Origin of the sequence: Actinophytocola xanthii, assembly GCF_001921205.1 — a bacterium.
In the GTDB taxonomy this organism is placed as follows: domain Bacteria; phylum Actinomycetota; class Actinomycetes; order Mycobacteriales; family Pseudonocardiaceae; genus Actinophytocola; species Actinophytocola xanthii.
In genome coordinates, this window is sequence record NZ_MSIE01000048.1 from 78,012 (window position 1) to 94,892 (window position 16,881).

Sequence of the window (16,881 nt, forward strand, 5' to 3'; positions counted from 1 at the left end):
GAGGTTACCCGGGGAGACGTGAACCCGGCCGTCGACCATTCAGGACGTGGGGATCGAGTCCAGCAGTTTCAGCACGGCGCGAGCACGGGCGACACCGAACTCGGCAATGGCCTTCGCGTACGGGTCCTCGGCGGTCTTCGCGGCGACCTTGGCGGCGTCCTGCTCTTCGGCGTAGACCTTCTTGGCGGACTCGATCAGCGCGGTGCGCTGGCGCGTGGTCAGCGCATTGGCGTGCACGAGGCGCAGGATCAGCGGGCTCCGGAGGTGGTCCGGACCCGGCTCGCTACCCAGCCACGCCTTGAAGGCCTTCTTACCCGCTGCCGTCACGAGGTACTGCTGGCTCGAACGAGGCCCCTGCTTGCCGAGCCGGACCAGCCCCGCATCCGCCAGTGCGGGGAGTTCCCGATAGACCTGGCTCCGAGTGACGCTGAAAAAGGCGCCGAAACGGTCGCGGGCGGCCGAAACCAGTTGTCCACCGGTCGCCGGGCCTTCGTGCAGCAGCCCCAGGAGGGCAGCGGCGGTTGCATTCAGTTCAGACACCTCTCCACCGTGCCACGAACTTACCGCGGTGTCCACAGTGAACGGGGCAGTCTGTCCACTGTGGCTGATCGCGGTTTTTCGGGTCTGTTGAGCGGGTGTCTAGTCGCACAGTACGCCGGGATTCGAACAGTCCGACTGGGTCGCGAGCAGTTCTTAGCGGCGCGAAAGACATGCTGTCGCGACCGCACCGCAACCTCCTTACCAGCGACGATGTTGAGGCAGGACCGTGCTCAGGTGGACCCATGAGGCCCGCGGAAGACCCGGGATCGCGCTTACCACAAGTGTGTCCGAGTTGTGGATCCATGCCTTCCGAGCGGCGCCGCAGACCCCCTGGGACGGTCAAAACAGCCCACTACTCCATCCGGGTAAAATATCTTCCGGAAGGTCGGTCAGGCCCCGTTTCGGCCCACCGGCGCTCCCTCCGCGACCCGAACGCCCGTGCGGATGCACGCGCACGCGGCCCCCTGCCACGCTGGGACACCTCCTCCGGACAGTCGCGTATGTACGCCTCCCCGACCCTCGCCGGGGTCCTGAGTGGACGCGCCCGCTCCCGTCCGGACCACGCCCCGACCGGCCTCGGATTCACGGCCGTTTTCCAAACCCGCGGAGAATTCACCTCGAGTCGGAGTCGACGGACGAAAGTAGGGAGCTCGAACCAGCCTCGACCCCCTCGCTCGAGCCGATTCGGGCTCCCAGGCGCGGCCGAGCGCGGCCCGAGGACCCCAGCAGGGACCACCTATGGTGGCCGAGCGCGGTCATACGGCGCCCTGACCAGCCGTTTCGCCGCTGCGAGCGACAACGAGGGGGGTCCCGTACGGGCCCTCGGAGGGGTATGTATAGTTGGTCTCACAGCAACGCGGGGTGGAGCAGCTCGGTAGCTCGCTGGGCTCATAACCCAGAGGTCGCAGGTTCGAATCCTGTCCCCGCTACCACAGTGAACGCCCCCTCGAGAACATCGAGGGGGCGTTCACGCATTCCCGGCCCCTTGCCGCCGGGCCAGGGCCCCCGTGGGGTGGCCGAGCCGTCCACGAGACGTACACCACATGAAAGTGCCTCTCGAGCACTCTGGTGTGGACGGTCCGGGGTCGGGCCGGGCAGGATATCCACCGCCGCCCGTGAGGTCGTAAAGGGCTCGAACAATAGCTTGCACCTGGGCATCGACGGCTTTATCGATTGTGCGGCGCAGCGAACGGGCGACCTATCACTTCCGCTGCGCGGCCGATCGCGACACGAGCGGCCAGATCTGCGTCCGACGAAGGAACTGAGCAGTTCAGGCGGTTCGTTTCGGACTTGAGACAGTTCTTTGCTAGTGTTCCGTCACAAACCAACGGGTGTGCACGAATGTGGGTGCGCAGCGGTCGTAGGGAGCAGCCGAATGGCTCAGAAGGTATTGGTTCAACTCGTCGACGATCTTGATGGGACGAGCTCGCAGGACGTGACGACCGTCCTGTTCGGTCTCGACGGCGTGAGCTACGAGATCGACCTGTCGGACACGAACGCCGAGCGCCTGCGGGAGAGTCTGACCGAGTACGTCGACGCCGCGCGGCGGGTGGGCGGCCGGATCAAGCGCGGTACCCGTCCCGCGCCGGGCAGCAAGGCGGCGAACGCCAACGAAGCTGGTCAGATCCGCGAATGGGCCCAGCAGAACGGCTACGAACTGGCCGACCGGGGCCGGATCCCCTCGCATGTCGTGGAGGCCTACAAGCAGGCCCAGCTGGACGACAAGTCCAAGGCGAACGCCAAGCCGGCGGCCAAGCGCCGGCCGCGCGCGAAGAAGGCCTGAGCCGGCGGACACGCCGCCCAGGACGGTTCCGCGAACCGGCCGCGCCCGCGGTGTCCGCCGTGGACCCCACTCGGGCTCCCCTGCGCGTCCACAGTAGATGCCTGGCTCCCTACCGCTGTCGCCCGCGAGACGTGTGTGCGCTTAAGTGAGAACGGCCCCTCGGCCCGCCCGAGGGGCCGTTCCACGTTTTGGGACGCGTTCCGTTCCGCCAGTGCGCGGATTCCGGACAAATCTCCGTGCCAAGCGGTCGACGCGCAGGGTTCGACAAGAAACCACGCATCGGAAACCGCACTGTCGCCGTTCCTGCCCGAGTTCGACCAGCCCAGCTGCCCGGCCCTGCCGAACCAGAATGCCACCCGGCTCTCTCCGCCGGACCTCGTCAGGGGAGGCACGCAAGCAGGCGAAACGCCTGAGGTGAGGCCCTCAGGCCGCCGCGACCCGCCGCCGGCGAACCCGGGCCGTCCATCCCAGCGAGAACGGACAGGTTGGCCTCCGGCCCCCGGTCACCAGGCTAGCGGGAGGGACCGACAGTTCCCGGGCGTGCCACGGGCCTTCCCGAACGCGAGCCCTCCCGCCCCTTCCCGGGCTAGGGAGCGTCCTCTACGGCCACAAGAACCGCGCTCGAACACCCGCGGCCCACCCGGAACACGCGTGCGCCCCCACCAGAGGGATTCCTCCGCGACTCGAGAACGACCCACGAGGGGCGCGACCCTCCCGAACGCAGTCCCAACGCCACGGTCCTCCCGAACACGACAGCGACCTCCTCCCTTCGGACGCGGCCCTCAGGAGACGGAAACCGCCCGACCCCGGGCGGCCCCGGCCACGAAAACAACCTCCCCACCGACGCGACCCTCAGGAGAGGGAAACCGGCTGCGCCCCCAGGGCGGTCCCGACAACGAAAGCATCCTCAACCCCGAGACCCTCCCCAGCACGAACAGCCCTCGCCCCCCACACCACCAGCCCCCCAACTCCGGCAACCCACCCTCGCACGAGAACACGCTCAGCCCCGAAACCCGTCCGAACACCAGACGGCCCCACCGCACTGTCCTCCGGACACGAGAACGGCCCCCCGGACAAGCCGAGGGGCCGTTTCGCTCGCCAGGGGTTAGCCGCCGCCGTTACCCGGTGGGGCGGAGGTAGGCGTGCCACCGCCGTTGGCCGCTGCCTTTGCGGCCTCGTAGGCGTCCGCCGCGCGGTTGAGGTCGGCCAGGGCCTGTCCCTCGGCGGCGAAGTCACCGTTCGCGCGCGCCTCGGTGTAGCGGCTCAACGCGTCGTCGATGTCCTGGATCGCCTGTTCGAGCTCAGGAGTCTCCTCGCCCCCGCCAGTGTCCGGGGGCGGTTCCGAGCTCGGTGGTGAGCTCGGTGGTGTCGATGTCGGCGGTGTGTCCTCGTCCTCGGGTGGTGGGGTACCGCCATCGGCCAGGCCGATCGCCTCGTTCAGTGCGCCCTCGACGGTCGCATCGAACCCGACCTGGCCGTTGAAGTACACGAGCACCCGGGCGAGCTGCGGGAAGGCGTTCTCGTCCTTCTGCTCGATGTAGATCGGCTGCACGTACACCAGCCCGTCGGCCACCGGAAGCGTCAGTAGGTTGCCGTACTTGACGTTGACACTGGGGTTGTTGAACAACGTTCTGTTCTCGGTGACCTCGTCGGTGGTGCGGAACTCGTTCTGCACCTGGAGAGGCCCCTTGGGTTGTTCCGACGTGGGTAGTCGGAGCACCCGGAACTTCCCGTAGTCCTCTGGATCGGACGACACCGAGACCCAGGCCGCGAGGAACTGCGTTTTCAGCAGTGTCATCGCGCTGGTGATCTGGAACGTCGGCTCGTCCTGTCCCGGGACCTGCGCCAGCACGTAGTACGGCGGCTGGTTCGGCGCCGTGGTGGTCTCGTTGTTCTCGCCGGTCGGGTCCGGTGGCACGTCCCAGAACGTCTGGGTCGAGTAGAACTGCCTGGCGCCGGTCACGTGGTACTGAGCGAGGAGATCGCGCTGGACCTTGAACAGATCCTCGGGATACCGGAAGTGCTCACGGAGGCTGTCGGCGATGGGGCCGCGCTTCACGGTGCCGGGGAACACCTGCTCCCAGGCCTTGAGCACCGGGTCCTTGTCGTCGATCCCGTACAGGGTCACGGTCCCGTCGAACGCGTCGACCGTCGCCTTGACCGAGTTGCGGATATAGCTGATGGTGCGGTTGTCCTGGCGCGCGACACCGGTCAGCGTGTCCTGCGTGACCTCGCCCAGCGGGGTGCGCTGCGCGTACGGATAGTTCTCGAGCGTGGTGTAGCCGTCGACGATCCACTTGATCCGGCCGTCCACCACGGCCGGGTACGGGTCGCCGTCGACGGTGAGCCAGGGCGCCGCCTTGATCACCCGGGTTCGCGGATCACGGTTGTACATGATCTTCGAACCCTCGCCGATGTCCTCGTTGAACAGGATGTTCCGCTCGCCGTAGTGGGCGAAGAAGACGAACCGGTTGAACCAGCCGTCGACCGGCACCCCACCCTTGCCGTTGTAGCGGTACTCCTGGTCGGCCGCGGTGTCGAACTCGTCGCGGGCGTTGACGATCGCGTAGTCCGACGAGAGCTCACCGAAGTAGACGCGCGGCTCGGTGACCGGGATGTCCATCTCCTGGTTTTGCTTCATGGCGTCCAGATCGCTCACGGTGAACACCGGGTAGCCACCCTCACCGGTCCCGCGCTCGGAGAGCGAGCGGTTGATCCGGTTGGCCGGCGCGGCGACGAAGCCGTTGCCGTGGGTGTAGACCAGGTGCCGGTTGATCCACCCGGTCTGGCCGTCGGCGAGCCGGTTGGGGTCGAGCTCGCGGACGGCGACCACGTAGTCCTGGACCTTGCCGTCGACCTCGTAGCGGTCGACGTCCAGCTTCTGCGGGAAGCCGTAGAAGTTCTCGAGGCCCTCCCGCTGGCGGAAGGTGCGGGACAGGATGCTCGGGTCGAGCAACCGGATGTTGGGGATGGTGCCCGTGTCGGCGCGGACCTCCGACACCGCGGCCGTGGTCTCGCCCGCGTAGTCCTGGTACTCGACGTTCTCGAGCCCGAACGCCGCCCTGGTCGCCTTGATGTTCCGGTCGATCGAGGCCGCTTCCTTCTCCGCCGCGTTCGGCCGCACCGAGATCGCCTCGAGCGCCGTGGGCCATGCCCAGCCGACCAGGAAGGACGAGAGGAGCAGCAACACGATCGCGACCGCGGGCAGCGTGAGGTTGCGCACGAACGCGGCGACGAAGAACGCCACCGCGCAGAACCCGGCGATGAACAGCAGGATCAACTTCGCCGGCAGTACCGCGTTCAGGTCGGTGTAGGTGGCACCAGCGAACAGGTTGTTGCGGGTGGAGAACAGCAGCTCGTACCGTTCGAAGAAGTAGTCGACGGCGAGGACGACGACGAAGACGCCCGCGGTGACCGCCAGCTGCACTCGCGCCGGCACCGACAGGCTGTCAGTGCGAGCGGCTATCCGGATGCCACCGAAGATGTAGTGCGTGACCCCGGCAGCGATGAACGAGATGATCAACGCGACGTACAGCCACGTGATCAGCCAGGTGATGAACGGCAGCGTGAACGCGTAGAAGCCGATGTCCTTGCCGAACTCGGGATCGGTCGTGCCGAACGCGGTGCCGTTGAGCATCAGCTGCACCGGCTGCCAGTTGGACTGCCCGGTGGCTCCGGCGATCAGGCCGACCACGACCGGGATGCCGATCCCGAACAGCCGGACCCGCTGCACGATCGTGGAGCGGTACCGCGCGAGCGGGTCGTCCACCCCCGAGACCGGCACGAAGACCGGCCGGCTGCGGTAGGCGATGCTCAGGCTCACCGCCAGCAGCCCGCCGACCAGCACGGCTATGGCGAAGAACAGCACGATCCTGGTCAGCAGGACCGTCGTGAACACGGACTGGAAACCGATCTCGCCGAACCACAGCCAGTCGACGTAGGTGTCGAGCAGCCGCGCACCCACGAGCAGCAGCAGGATGAGTGCTCCCGCGATACTGAGCAGGACTTTGGCGCGGCGGGATAGTTTTGGCATCCCGATCGGGGGCCGTGTGGCCACGGTGCACTCTCCTGGATCGCGTTCTCGAGCTCCGAACGGACGGCACAGGGCTGTCCTAGATGTCCAACTCTATTCCCGCCCTGTCAGGTTCCCGTTCGGGTGTGTCGAACTGGTGGTGGTTGAGGATAGGTGAGGATGGTGACCATGCCCGCGAGCCATGCCCAGCACCTGTCCGCCCTCGTCCGGGAGGTCGAGGACTTCGTCTCCACCGCGGGGTGGGACCAGCCGCCCCAGCTGTTCGCGCTGGTGCCCACGGCCGAGCTGGTCCAGCACCAGCCGGAGCTGGCCGGGCAGGTGGACCAGGCGGCACCGCTGACCCCGATCGCCCAGGACGCGCTGCCCCAGGACGACCTCGCCGACGCGCTCGCCGGAATCATGTGGCCCGAGGCCGTCCACGGGTGCGCGCTCGCCCAGGAGATCGTGGTGCTGCCCCCCGAGGCCGAGGCGGCGCTGCCCACCGGCGAGTCCCGGGCCGAGTCCGACGCCATGCGGCGCATCGCCGCCGAGCACCCCCGCCGCCAGGAGGCGCGGCTGGTCGCCGCCGTGCTCCGGGACGGCACGACCGCCTGCGTGCTGCGGCTGCGCGGCGAGAACAGCGAGGAGGACGAGTTCGTGGAGCACCCCGAGCTCGCGCCGAACCTGACCGACGCCCTGCTGACGACGCTCCGCTAGGGCGGGTCGGCCGTCAGCAGCTGGGCGGGGTCCGGCCGGCCTCGATGTCCTCCAGCGCGTCGACCGCCGTGGCGAGTGTCTCGACCTTCACCAGGCGCAGGCCCTCCGGCGCGTTGGCCTTGGCCTCGGCGCAGTTGCCGGCCGGCACCAGGAAAGTCGTCGCGCCGGCGTCGTGCGCGGCGACCAGCTTGAACGAGATGCCGCCGATCACGCCGATGTTGCCCTTGACGTCGATCTCGCCGGTGCCGGCGACCGTGGTCCCGTTCTCCAGCTCGCCCGGGGTGAGCTTGTCCACGATCGCCAGCGCGAAGATCAGCCCGGCCGACGGTCCACCCACGTCCTGGAGGTGGATCGTGGTCTCGAAGTCGACGTCGGCCCGGTCGGCGGGAAGCAGGCCGAGGAAGCCCTCGGCGCGGTCGTCCGAGCCGAAGTCCGAGGCCTTGCCGAGGGTGACAGTGCGGGTCTGCTCCTTGTCGTCCTCGTGCTGGAAGGTGATCGAGACCCGGTCACCGGGCCGGGTGCCCCGCAGCGCCTCGCGCACGTCCTCCTGCACCTCGATCGCGCGGCCGTTGACCTCGACCAGCTGGTCCCCCGGCTCGAGCACCTTGTCGGCCGGGGCGTCGCGGGTGACCTCCTGGGCGACGACCTTCACCGGGTAGTCCAGGTATCGCAGCGCCGCGACCTCGGCGTCGCTCTGCGAGTCCTGGAACATCTTCGTGTTCTCCCGCTGCAGGTCCTCCTCGGTCTGGCCGGGGCCGATGTACTCGTCGCGCGGCATCAGCGCGTGCCGGCCGCTGACCCACAGGCCGAGCGCGCCGAACAGGCTGATCTCGTCGCTGATCGAGACCGTGGTCATGCGCAGCTGGCCGCTGGTCCGGTAGGTCTTCTCGCCCTCGACCTGCACCACGACCTGGTCGTTCACGCTGCCGAGCGTGTCGTAGGTCGGGCCGGGGCCGAGCGAGACGTACGGCACCCGCACCAGCCCGCCGACCAGTCCGAGCACCGCCGCGATCCCGAAGCTGACGACTATCGTCCAACCGCGCCGGGTCAGTGGCCAGCCACTGCCCCGGTCGGCGTCGGTCGGCGGCTGCTGGGGTGCTGGGTCGCTCACGACGTGCAGGGTACGGCGTGTTCTCGACGAGCGAATCACCACGCGTCACGGCGAGGCCCGTGCCGCGTACCGTGGACACATGACGGAGTTTCCCTTCGGCTTCGGTCCGCCGAACCCCGACGACCGCGACAAGAAGGACCAGTCCGGCCAGGGCGGGTCGGGCGGCCAGCAGAACCCGGCCGAGGCGTTCAACCAGCTCGGCCAGATGCTGAGCCAGCTGGGGCAGATGCTCAGCCAGGCCGGGAGCTCCAGCGGGCCGGTCAACTACGACCTGGCCAAGCAGATCGCCCTGCAGAAGCTGTCCGGTCAGCCCGGCTTCGGCCCGCCCGCCGACTCGGCGACCGCGGTCCGAGACGCCGTGCACCTGGCCGAGATGTGGCTGGACCCGGTGACGATCCTGCCGGCGGGTGCGACGCAGGCCCGCTCGTGGACCGCCCGCGACTGGGTCGAGCACACGCTGCCGACCTGGCAGCGGCTGTGCGACCCGGTAGCCCGCCGGGTGTCCGGGGCCTGGGTGGAGGCGCTGCCCGCCGAGGCCAAGGAGGCGGCCGGACCGCTGCTGTCGATGGTCGGCCAGATGGGCGGGATGGCGTTCGGGTCGCAGCTGGGCAACGCGCTCGCGCAGCTCGCCTCGGAGGTGTTGACCTCCACCGACATCGGGCTTCCGCTCGGGCCGCCGGCCACCGCGGCCCTGGTACCGGCGAACATCGAGGAGTTCACCAAGGGGCTCGAGCGCCCGAGCAGCGAGGTCATGGTGTTCCTCGCCGCCAGGGAAGCCGCCCACCAGCGCCTGTTCGCGCACGTGCCCTGGCTGCGGCAGCGGCTGCTCGGCACCGTGGAGGAGTTCGCCAGCGGCATCCGGGTGGACACCTCGGCCCTGGAGCAGCTGGCCACCCAGGTCGACCCCACCAACCCGCAGTCGATCGAGGAGGCCATGCGCTCGGGCATGCTCGAGCCGCAGACGACGCCGGAGCAGAAGACCGCGCTGGCCCGTCTGGAGACCCTTCTCGCCCTGGTCGAGGGCTGGGTGGACGTCGTCGTCGGCGACGCGGTGGGTGACCGTCTGCCCGGGGCGGACGCGATGCGCGAGACGCTGCGCCGGCGGCGGGCCAGCGGCGGCCCGGCCGAGCAGACCTTCGCCACCCTGGTCGGCCTGGAGCTGCGCCCCCGCCGACTGCGTGCGGCCGCCTCCCTCTGGCGCCTGCTGGGCGATCGGCACGGCCTGGAGGCCCGGGACGGCGTGTGGGCCCACCCCGACCTGGTTCCCACCGCCGAGGACCTCGACGAGCCCATGGACTTCGCCGACCGCCTCGGCAACCCCGCCCTCGAGGGCGACCCGATCGCCGAGATCGAGCGCACCGCGCCGCACGATCCCCCGGAGACCCCCGAGGAGAAGTAATCGCAGCTCACGAGACGACGACCGAGCCGTGGCCCACCGGGTGGGACCACGGCTCGGTCGTCTCACGGGTCAGTCCTCGCCGGTGATCCCCCAGCCGGCGGCCGCGGAGAGTCCCTCCAGGTACCCGATGGCCCGCTCGGTGCGCGGGTAGTCCCGCACCAGCTCCCAGAACCGGGCGTTGTGCGCCGGCACGAGCAGGTGGGCCAGCTCGTGCACCAGCACGTAGTCGAGCACCCAGGGCGGCACGTCACGCAGGTGCTCGCTCACCCGGATGGACTTGTCGGACGGGGTGCACGAGGCCCATCTCGTGCGCATCGGAGCCACCCAGCGGACGCTGGCCGGCTCCGCGCGCCCGTTCAGGTGCTTCGCGGACAGCTCGCGGCACCGGCGCAGCAGCGTCGCGTCGGACGCCTTGGTCGGCGGCCGGCGCTTGGTCTCACCTCGTAACAACTTGCGCTGCATCTCAGCCACCCAGTGCGCCTCCTCAGCCTTCGACAGCCGGGCGGGGATCAGCACGATTAGCGTGTCGCCTTCGCGATACGCGGTGACGGTGCGGGTGCGGCGCTTGCTCCTTCGCACCTCGACGCGGGGTTCGGACACGGTAGCCACGTTACGACCAAGGACCGACATCACGGGAGCACCGACATCGGGGATTTGCCGGCCACCAGGGTGGGCTGTGGATAACGATTTCGTCGCCGGCCGTTGAACAGGGAGCCTCGTCCTGTGCCCGAGCAGCTTCCCAAGCGTCCCCGCCCCGTGCCCGACCTGCGAATACTGCGCCGCGGCCCGGCCGAGGTGCAGATCGGCCTCGACCCGCGGCTCGCCGCGGTCGTCACCGGCCTGCCCGAGCCGGTCGCGGCCGTCCTCCAACGCCTCTCCGGCCGCGACGACGTCGACGCGCTGCTGGCCTCGGCCGGCGAGCACCGGTCGGAGCTGCACGCCGCCCTGCGCGCCCTGGCCGCGCGCGGACTGCTGGAGGACGGCGCCAGGCGGTCCGCGCCGGTACCGAGCCGGCTCGTCGGCGAGCTGGCCACGGCGGCCATGCGCGCGGCGGCCGACGGCTTCCGGGACGATCCGCCCGCACGCCGCGGGCTGGGGGTCGCCGTCCACGGCGACGGTCGGCTGGCGGTCGCGGTCGCCTGCCTGCTGGCCGGCGCGGGGGTGGGCTGGGTGCACGTGGTCGCGTCCGGCTCGGTCCGCCCGGAGGACACCGGCACCGGCTATCTGCCCGAGGACGTCGGCCGGCGGCGGGGCGCGGCGGCCAGGACGGCCCTGGCCAGGGTGGACGCGGCGGTGCGCAGTACGGCCTTCCGCGCCGGGCGCGGGCCTGATCTGGTGGTCCTGGCCGACTCGCTGGTACACGAGCCGGCCAGGGTCAGCGCGCTCAACGCGAGCGGGGTGCCGTACCTGAACGTGCGGATGCGCGACGGCATCGGGATCGTCGGACCGCTCGTCGTACCCGGTCTGACCAGCTGCCTGCTGTGCGCCGACCTGCGGCGCTGCGAGCTGGACCCGCACTGGCCGCGCATCGCCGTGCAGCTGGCCGGGCAGACCCAGCTCGCCGACCTGGCGAGCACGCACGCGACGGCCGCGTTGGCGGTCGGCCAGGCCCTGGACGGCCTGCGCTGGACCAGAGGCGGCGCGCCGCCGCCGCCGTCCGGGGGCGCCACGCTCGAGCTCGACCTGACCGACGCGGCCGTCAGACGGCGGGTCTGGCCTGCTCACTCTGCGTGTTCATGTGGCGCCGCAGAGCGCTGCTCCAATGTTGCTGCGAATACCAACGAAGAGTTGAGACAATCGAGTACGTGACGGAGATGCCTCGAAAGACCGCGGCCAGGACGGCGCGGCTGGCCAGCATCCCGCTCGGGGTCGCCGGCCGAGCGGTCGGAGGCTGGGGAAAACGCCTGGTGGGACAGAACGCCGAGCAGGTGAACGCCGAGCTGTCGGCGAGGACGGCCGAACAGCTGTTCGCCGTGCTCGGGCAGCTCAAGGGCGGGGCGATGAAGTTCGGCCAGGCACTGTCCGTGTTCGAGGCGGCGGTGCCCAACGAGATGGCCGAGCCCTACCGGGAGGCGCTGACCAAGCTGCAGTCGGCCGCGCCACCGATGAGCAGCCAGACCACGCGGCGGGTGCTCGCCGAGCAACTGGGCAGGTCGTGGCAGGACCGGTTCTCCTCGTTCGAGGACGAGCCGGCCGCGGCGGCGAGCATCGGCCAGGTGCACCGGGCGGTGTGGCACGACGGCCGCGAGGTCGCGGTGAAGGTCCAGTACCCGGGTGCCGACCAGGCGCTGCTCTCCGACCTCCGGCAGCTGCAGCGGTTCAGCCGGCTGTTCCAGATGCTGGTGCCCGGCACCGAGGTCAAGCCGCTGCTCCAGGAGCTGACCGACCGGATGAGCGAGGAGCTCGACTACCGGTCGGAGGCGGCGAACCAGCGCGCGTTCGCCAAGGAGTTCGCCGGCGACCCGCACGTCATCGTGCCCAGGGTGGTGGCGAGCGCACCGAAGGTGCTGGTCAGCGAGTGGGTGGACGGGCGCTCGCTGGCGTCGGTGATCCGGGACGGCAGCCGGGCCGAACGCGACCGCGCGGGCTACCTCCTCGCGGAGTTCCACTACTCCTCGCCGGCGCGGGCCGGGATGCTGCACTCCGACCCCCACCCGGGCAACTTCATGCTCACCGAGGACGGGCGGCTGTGCGTCATCGACTTCGGCGCGGTCGCCCACCTGCCGCAGGGCCTGCCGGAGGCACACGGGCGGATGGTCCGCCTCGCCCTCGACGGCGACTCGGACGCGCTGCTGACCCTGCTGCGCGAGGAGCACTTCGTGCGGCCCGACCAGCGTGACCTCGAGGCCGAGCACGTGTACACGTACCTGGCCCCGTTCGTCGAGCCGGTGCGCACCGAGACGTTCCACTTCACCCGGAGGTGGATGCAGAAGCAGGCGATGCGGGTGGGTGACGTGCGCAGCCAGGACTTCCGTACCGGCCGCTCGCTGAACCTGCCGCCGCAGTACCTGCTGCTGCACCGCGTGCTCGGCGGCTCGACCGGCATCCTCTGCCAGCTCGACGCCGAGCTTCCCGTCCGGGCTCTCCTCACCCGCTGGCAACCAGGTTTCACCACGTGAACCGGGGTCCCGCCGACCCAACGGGACATTCGCCCCCCTGACTTGTCCACAGCCGCGCCGCCCACCTTTCCCCCTGCCCCCGTGCCCCGGAACATCGAGGCATGACCACCTGCCTCCCCACCCCGCTCCCAGGCTCGGACGTCACCAGCACCGCGGCCCTCCGGTCGGCCGGCGTCTCCGCCCACACCATCGCCTCCCGCTGTCGCCCGTCCGGCCCCTGGCAACGCCTGTTCCCCGGGGTGGTCCTGCTCAACACCACCCCACCGACCAGACGCGACCTCCTGCACGCCGCCCTCACCTACGCAGGCCCCGAGGCAGTGATCACGGGCACAGACGCCATGCGAGCCCACGCCGTCCCCGCCCCGCCGTCCGACGAGATCCTGGTACTCATCCCGGCCACCCGCCGCGTGGCAAGCCGGCCACCCCTCGTCGTCGAACGCACCACCCGGCTCCCCGTTCCCCAACGCCGAGCCGGCCTACCCGTGGCGCCCCTGGCCCGCGCCACCATCGACGCCGCCCGCCGAGAACCGAACGCCGACCGCCTCAAGTCCGTCCTGTTCGCCCCGGTGGCACAAGCCGCCTGCTCCCTGACCGACCTCCGCACCGAACTGGACGCCGGCAACCAACGCGGGTCGGCGGCCGTACGCGCCCTCCTGACCAAGCCCAACCAGGAGGACCTGATCCCCCTGACCCAGGCCCTGACGACCTCGGTCCTGCAAACCACCCCCCTCCCACCCCCACGCTGGCAGGTGGCCCTCCACACCCCCCACGGCCACCCCCTGGGCACAGCCGACGCGTGGTGGCCCACCGCCGGCCTGGCCTGGAACGTGGAGACCGCGACTCCACCCCTCCCCACAACCACCGAGGCCGCCCCTTCGCTCACCGAAGCAGGCATCACCGTCCTCCACACCGCCCCGACCCGCCTACGCAGCGACCCACGGGCCGTAGCAACGGAACTGGTGGAGGCCTACGCCTACGCCAGCCGAAACCCCCACCTCCCCCGCCCCTGAAGGCGCACCCACTCAAGCCCGGTCTCCCCAAAGTCCCTTCCCCGACCCCACCCGAGCCCCTCCCCGCCCGGGGGCCGGTCCCGAGCCGACCCAAAGCACACCCCTCTCGAGCCCGTCCCCACCCGAGCCCGTCCCCAAACCCAGCAAGCACGGCCCCACCCGAGTCGTTCCCCTGAACCCTCCAGGGCTCAGTGCCCCGCTCGAACCGGTCTCCGGATCACCTCGAAAAGCGGACCCGCATCCGAATCCGTCCCTGAACCACCTCGGCCACAGCCCTAAAACCCATCTTCTGCGCCATCCAAGCCGCAGTCCCACCCGAACCCGCCCCCGAGCCGCTCAGTCTCAAGCCGCAGACCGAGCCCACTTCCATTGCCTTTTCGAAGCGCAGGCCAGCCGGCCGCACCCCCGGCCCCCGCTCCCCTCTGAGCCATGGCCACAGCCAAGCCATCTCCCCATCGCCCAAACCGCAGAAATCCCGCGTTTCGCCAAGGAACGGTCCCTGCCGCGCCGGGCCGGCAGGGCGCCACCCCTCCAGTCGACAGAACTAACTCCAGGCAGACCCTCCCAACACCCAACAGGAGTTCCCAATGCCGGAAACCGATGTCAGCACGAACCACAGTGCGAGCAGGCCCCACCGGCCAACCGCCCCGACCGCGCTCCAGCGCAGCGACCGCCGGCCCCACACGCGGCGTCCGAGGACCAACCCGACCAGCGGGATCACCAGTACTCGGTCGGCAGCTTTCCCTCGATGTCGCGCACGTGCGCCCGCGCGCACGCCGGACAGAGCCAGCGCTGGCCCTGCCTGTCGTTCTCGATGCTCCAGGTCAGCGCCTCGGCCGGACTCGCGTCGCTACGTGATCGGCCGCAGCGCATGCATATCGGGGGTTCTTGGGAACGGTCAGCCATGGGGCGCAATCGTACGTCAACCGTTCTTTCGTCCTAAATGGACTGACGAGGTGCCGAGGAAGAACACGTCATCGCGGTTGCCGACATAGTCGTCATCGCTCGGGTCGAGCAACCGGGCGACGGTCACCCGGTCGTGCTCGTCGAGGTACTCCTCACCCGAATGGGACATCCAGGTCAGCATGTCCACTACAGACAGACGAGTCGCCTCGTCGGCCGGTGCGGGCAGGTCGACGAGGTAGCTGAACGAGGAGGTGTCGACAAGGCCCGCGGCCGCCAGGGCACGCGTCCACCCGACCGGTAGCCGAACCGACCCCGGCATCTCCTCGCGCATCCGCACGAACCACTGGTTGCGCGCCGCGAGCAGCCGGTCGCCCAGTCCAGGCCGGCCGACGCCGATGTCCCACGGCAGACACTTCGTGTCCAGGCCACCCTCGCTCAGCGCCAGCCAGCCGCCGGGTGCCAGGACACCGGCGAGGCGGTTGATGGCCTGCTGCTGATCGGGAAGGTGGTGCACGACGCGTGAGGCCCAGACCAGGTCGGCCGCGGGCAACACCGACGTCAGCCGTTCGTCGGCGGCGTCGACCGAGACCGCCTCGACGGTCACCGTTCCGCCGGCGGCCTCGGTGGCGTGCCCGGTGGCGGCCGAGAGCAGTTCGTCGACGGCGTCGGCGAGCACCAGGCGACCGCCACCCCGCGCGGCCAGCACCGAGGCGAACGCGACGCTCATGCCCCCCGCACCCGACCCGACATCGACCACGACAGGAGGAGTCCCATCAGCAGCCACCATGTCCACCAGCCGCTCGGCGACCTGGCGATAGGCCTTGGCGAAGATGTGGTCGGCCCGCCGCAGCGCGGAGAGTCGCTCGTTCCAGTCAATGCCATCATGTGTGTGCGCCATGCGCTCGACGCTAGCCGGCACCCGCCGCGGCGGCAGGTGCAGTTCGTGCGACCGGGTGTGCGCTCACAGCCGACGAAGCCCCACCAACACCCGCCGCAAGATCTCGACATCGGGCACGTCCGCCCCCGTTGTCGCATGCACCACGACCGCGCCCTCGGTCGCGAGATCCCCGAGCAACACTCGAGCGACGCCCAACGGCACTCCCAACAACGCCGCCACCTCGGCGACAGACCGCGGCTCACGACACAGGTCGATGATCATCCGCCCCTGCGCGGTCACCGACGCCCCGTCCGGAATCTCCCCGGTCGAGATCAGCGCCTCCACCGCGAGCTCGTGGTCGGGCCTGGTCCGCCCACCGGTCCGTGCGTAAGGACGAACAATGGCCGACGCCCACGGCAAGGCCGGCAACTCCTCCTCCGAGTCGACTGGCCGCGTCTCCCCGAACCCCCGCAACCCCGAGGAGTACAGCGCGCTCTCGTCCCCCGCCGTCCGCTCGTCAGGCGCCCCCTCCTCGAGGGCTTCCTGGTCGCCGTCCATCGACTCGGTGGACCGCTTTCCCCGCCTGCCCCGCCGGGCCGAGTAAGGACCGAACCGAGCACCGGTCCGCCCGACCCGGTCCTCATCCGGCTCGTACTCCGCGTCCTCGTAGTCGTCAGAGGAGGAATGTCCGCCCTCGACAGCCGTGCTCTCCCGGGTCCTACCGGCGAAAGGAGCACCGTCTACTGCCTTGTACTCGAAAAGCGCACCGCTGAAAGCTCCACCTTCGCGGTCGACGCCCGATGAAGGCCCGAAAGGAGAACCCACGGATGCGGAACGCCGGCTCTCGAGATTCGGCGTCGGCGCGCTCGACCGCCGCCCGGGCGCGGCGGCGGAGCCCTGTCTGAGCCAGTCGGCGGTCGGATCGGAGGGGGAGCGTTCGGCGGGCACCACCCCCGACGACGTGGCCCATCCGGCGACGGGATGCGCCACCCCCTCGGCGCCGGGGCGCTCACCTGGCGGCCAGCTCGGCGGACCGCCGTCGGAGGCGCGGCGGGGCGCGCCGGGCTGTCGAGCGGGAGCGCCGAAGCCGGCAACGTCGGGGCGGTGGGTGGGCGGTGCCGGCGAGTGCCCGGGAACGGGCTGGCGGGAGCGACTGTCGGTCAGATGGGGCTGCGCGGGCACGGCGGCGGACTGAGCCGGCGTGGCGGCGTCGGCGTTTGCGGCAGCAGCGGCGGCAGCAGTGTTCGCGGCAGCGGCGGCGGCAGCAGCGGCGGCAGCGGGATCGGCGACGGGATCGGCGAGGGGATCGGCGGCAGCAGCGGCGGCAGCAGCGGCGACGGCAGCAGCGGCGACGGCGGGATCGGCGACGGCGGGATCGGCGACGGCGACGGGGCCGGCGGCGGGGCC

Annotated in this window: 13 protein-coding genes, 1 tRNA gene and 1 pseudogene; 8 read left to right on the forward strand and 7 right to left on the reverse strand. The window is 70.4% G+C overall.

Annotated features, from left to right (window positions below; genetic code table 11):
- Nucleotides 1-39 precede the first annotated feature (39 nt).
- Entirely contained in the window at nt 40-540 is a 501-nt protein-coding gene (locus BU204_RS25185) for a PadR family transcriptional regulator (RefSeq protein ID WP_075128214.1), read from the reverse strand.
- A gap of 855 nt (nt 541-1,395) precedes the next feature.
- Between BU204_RS25185 and BU204_RS25190 the strand changes: the two genes are divergently transcribed.
- Both BU204_RS25190 and BU204_RS25195 read left to right on the forward strand, forming a co-directional pair.
- Nucleotides 1,396-1,472: transfer RNA gene (locus BU204_RS25190), tRNA-Met, on the forward strand.
- Between the two features lie 443 nt (nt 1,473-1,915).
- Entirely contained in the window at nt 1,916-2,323 is a 408-nt protein-coding gene (locus BU204_RS25195; RefSeq protein ID WP_075128215.1) for a histone-like nucleoid-structuring protein Lsr2, read from the forward strand.
- 1,105 nt (nt 2,324-3,428) lie between these two features.
- Here the strand turns inward: BU204_RS25195 and BU204_RS25200 are convergent.
- Nucleotides 3,429-6,380, reverse strand: coding sequence for a UPF0182 family protein (locus tag BU204_RS25200; RefSeq protein WP_075128216.1), 2,952 nt, complete (start codon nt 6,378-6,380; stop codon nt 3,429-3,431).
- A gap of 144 nt (nt 6,381-6,524) precedes the next feature.
- Between BU204_RS25200 and BU204_RS25205 the strand changes: the two genes are divergently transcribed.
- A complete protein-coding gene (locus BU204_RS25205) occupies nt 6,525-7,052 on the forward strand; it encodes a PPA1309 family protein (RefSeq protein WP_075128240.1) in 528 nt (175 codons plus the stop codon).
- Between the two features lie 13 nt (nt 7,053-7,065).
- Here BU204_RS25205 and BU204_RS25210 read toward each other — a convergent pair whose 3' ends face one another.
- Entirely contained in the window at nt 7,066-8,163 is a 1,098-nt protein-coding gene (locus tag BU204_RS25210) for a YlbL family protein (RefSeq protein ID WP_075128217.1), read from the reverse strand.
- A 79-nt stretch (nt 8,164-8,242) separates the two neighbouring features.
- Between BU204_RS25210 and BU204_RS25215 the strand changes: the two genes are divergently transcribed.
- Complete coding sequence (locus BU204_RS25215; protein WP_075128218.1) at nt 8,243-9,562, forward strand: zinc-dependent metalloprotease; 1,320 nt, start codon at nt 8,243-8,245, stop codon at nt 9,560-9,562.
- A gap of 69 nt (nt 9,563-9,631) precedes the next feature.
- Here the strand turns inward: BU204_RS25215 and BU204_RS25220 are convergent, their stop codons facing one another.
- Nucleotides 9,632-10,192, reverse strand: coding sequence for a M48 metallopeptidase family protein (locus tag BU204_RS25220; RefSeq protein WP_075128219.1), 561 nt, complete (start codon nt 10,190-10,192; stop codon nt 9,632-9,634).
- Nucleotides 10,193-10,285: 93 nt separating this feature from the next.
- Between BU204_RS25220 and BU204_RS25225 the strand changes: the two genes are divergently transcribed.
- The 3 genes from BU204_RS25225 (at nt 10,286) to BU204_RS25235 (ending at nt 13,691) form a co-directional block, all read left to right on the forward strand.
- Complete coding sequence (locus BU204_RS25225; protein ID WP_198942996.1) at nt 10,286-11,371, forward strand: hypothetical protein; 1,086 nt, start codon at nt 10,286-10,288, stop codon at nt 11,369-11,371.
- Nucleotides 11,372-11,376: 5 nt separating this feature from the next.
- Nucleotides 11,377-12,681, forward strand: coding sequence for an ABC1 kinase family protein (locus BU204_RS25230; protein WP_075128241.1), 1,305 nt, complete (start codon nt 11,377-11,379; stop codon nt 12,679-12,681).
- 101 nt (nt 12,682-12,782) lie between these two features.
- A complete protein-coding gene (locus tag BU204_RS25235; RefSeq protein ID WP_075128221.1) occupies nt 12,783-13,691 on the forward strand; it encodes a hypothetical protein in 909 nt (302 codons plus the stop codon).
- A 717-nt stretch (nt 13,692-14,408) separates the two neighbouring features.
- Here the strand turns inward: BU204_RS25235 and BU204_RS25240 are convergent.
- The 3 genes from BU204_RS25240 to BU204_RS25250 all read right to left on the reverse strand — a co-directional run bounded on the left by BU204_RS25240 (nt 14,409) and on the right by BU204_RS25250 (nt 16,032).
- Nucleotides 14,409-14,597, reverse strand: coding sequence for a hypothetical protein (locus BU204_RS25240; RefSeq protein WP_075128222.1), 189 nt, complete (start codon nt 14,595-14,597; stop codon nt 14,409-14,411).
- Nucleotides 14,598-14,613: 16 nt separating this feature from the next.
- Nucleotides 14,614-15,495 (reverse strand): class I SAM-dependent methyltransferase, encoded by an 882-nt coding sequence (locus tag BU204_RS25245; protein WP_075128223.1) that lies wholly within the window; start codon nt 15,493-15,495, stop codon nt 14,614-14,616.
- 63 nt (nt 15,496-15,558) lie between these two features.
- Nucleotides 15,559-16,032, reverse strand: coding sequence for a DUF742 domain-containing protein (locus tag BU204_RS25250; protein WP_083661616.1), 474 nt, complete (start codon nt 16,030-16,032; stop codon nt 15,559-15,561).
- Between the two features lie 423 nt (nt 16,033-16,455).
- On the opposite strand from BU204_RS25250, the pseudogene BU204_RS40890 reads away from it, so the two are divergent.
- Nucleotides 16,456-16,881, forward strand: a pseudogene (locus BU204_RS40890) (hypothetical protein); the annotation flags it as partial.

Bases quoted from the DNA above. Each gene is read 5' to 3' on its own strand.
- BU204_RS25195 (WP_075128215.1), top strand. From the start codon at position 1,916: ATGGCTCAGAAGGTATTGGTTCAACTCGTCGACGATCTTGATGGGACG.
- BU204_RS25205 (WP_075128240.1), top strand. From the start codon at position 6,525: ATGCCCGCGAGCCATGCCCAGCACCTGTCCGCCCTCGTCCGGGAGGTC.
- BU204_RS25215 (WP_075128218.1), top strand. From the start codon at position 8,243: ATGACGGAGTTTCCCTTCGGCTTCGGTCCGCCGAACCCCGACGACCGC.
- BU204_RS25220 (WP_075128219.1), bottom strand. From the start codon at position 10,192: ATGTCGGTCCTTGGTCGTAACGTGGCTACCGTGTCCGAACCCCGCGTC.
- BU204_RS25230 (WP_075128241.1), top strand. From the start codon at position 11,377: ATGCCTCGAAAGACCGCGGCCAGGACGGCGCGGCTGGCCAGCATCCCG.
- BU204_RS25235 (WP_075128221.1), top strand. From the start codon at position 12,783: ATGACCACCTGCCTCCCCACCCCGCTCCCAGGCTCGGACGTCACCAGC.
- BU204_RS25240 (WP_075128222.1), bottom strand. From the start codon at position 14,597: ATGGCTGACCGTTCCCAAGAACCCCCGATATGCATGCGCTGCGGCCGA.
- BU204_RS25245 (WP_075128223.1), bottom strand. From the start codon at position 15,495: ATGGCGCACACACATGATGGCATTGACTGGAACGAGCGACTCTCCGCG.
- BU204_RS25250 (WP_083661616.1), bottom strand. From the start codon at position 16,032: ATGGACGGCGACCAGGAAGCCCTCGAGGAGGGGGCGCCTGACGAGCGG.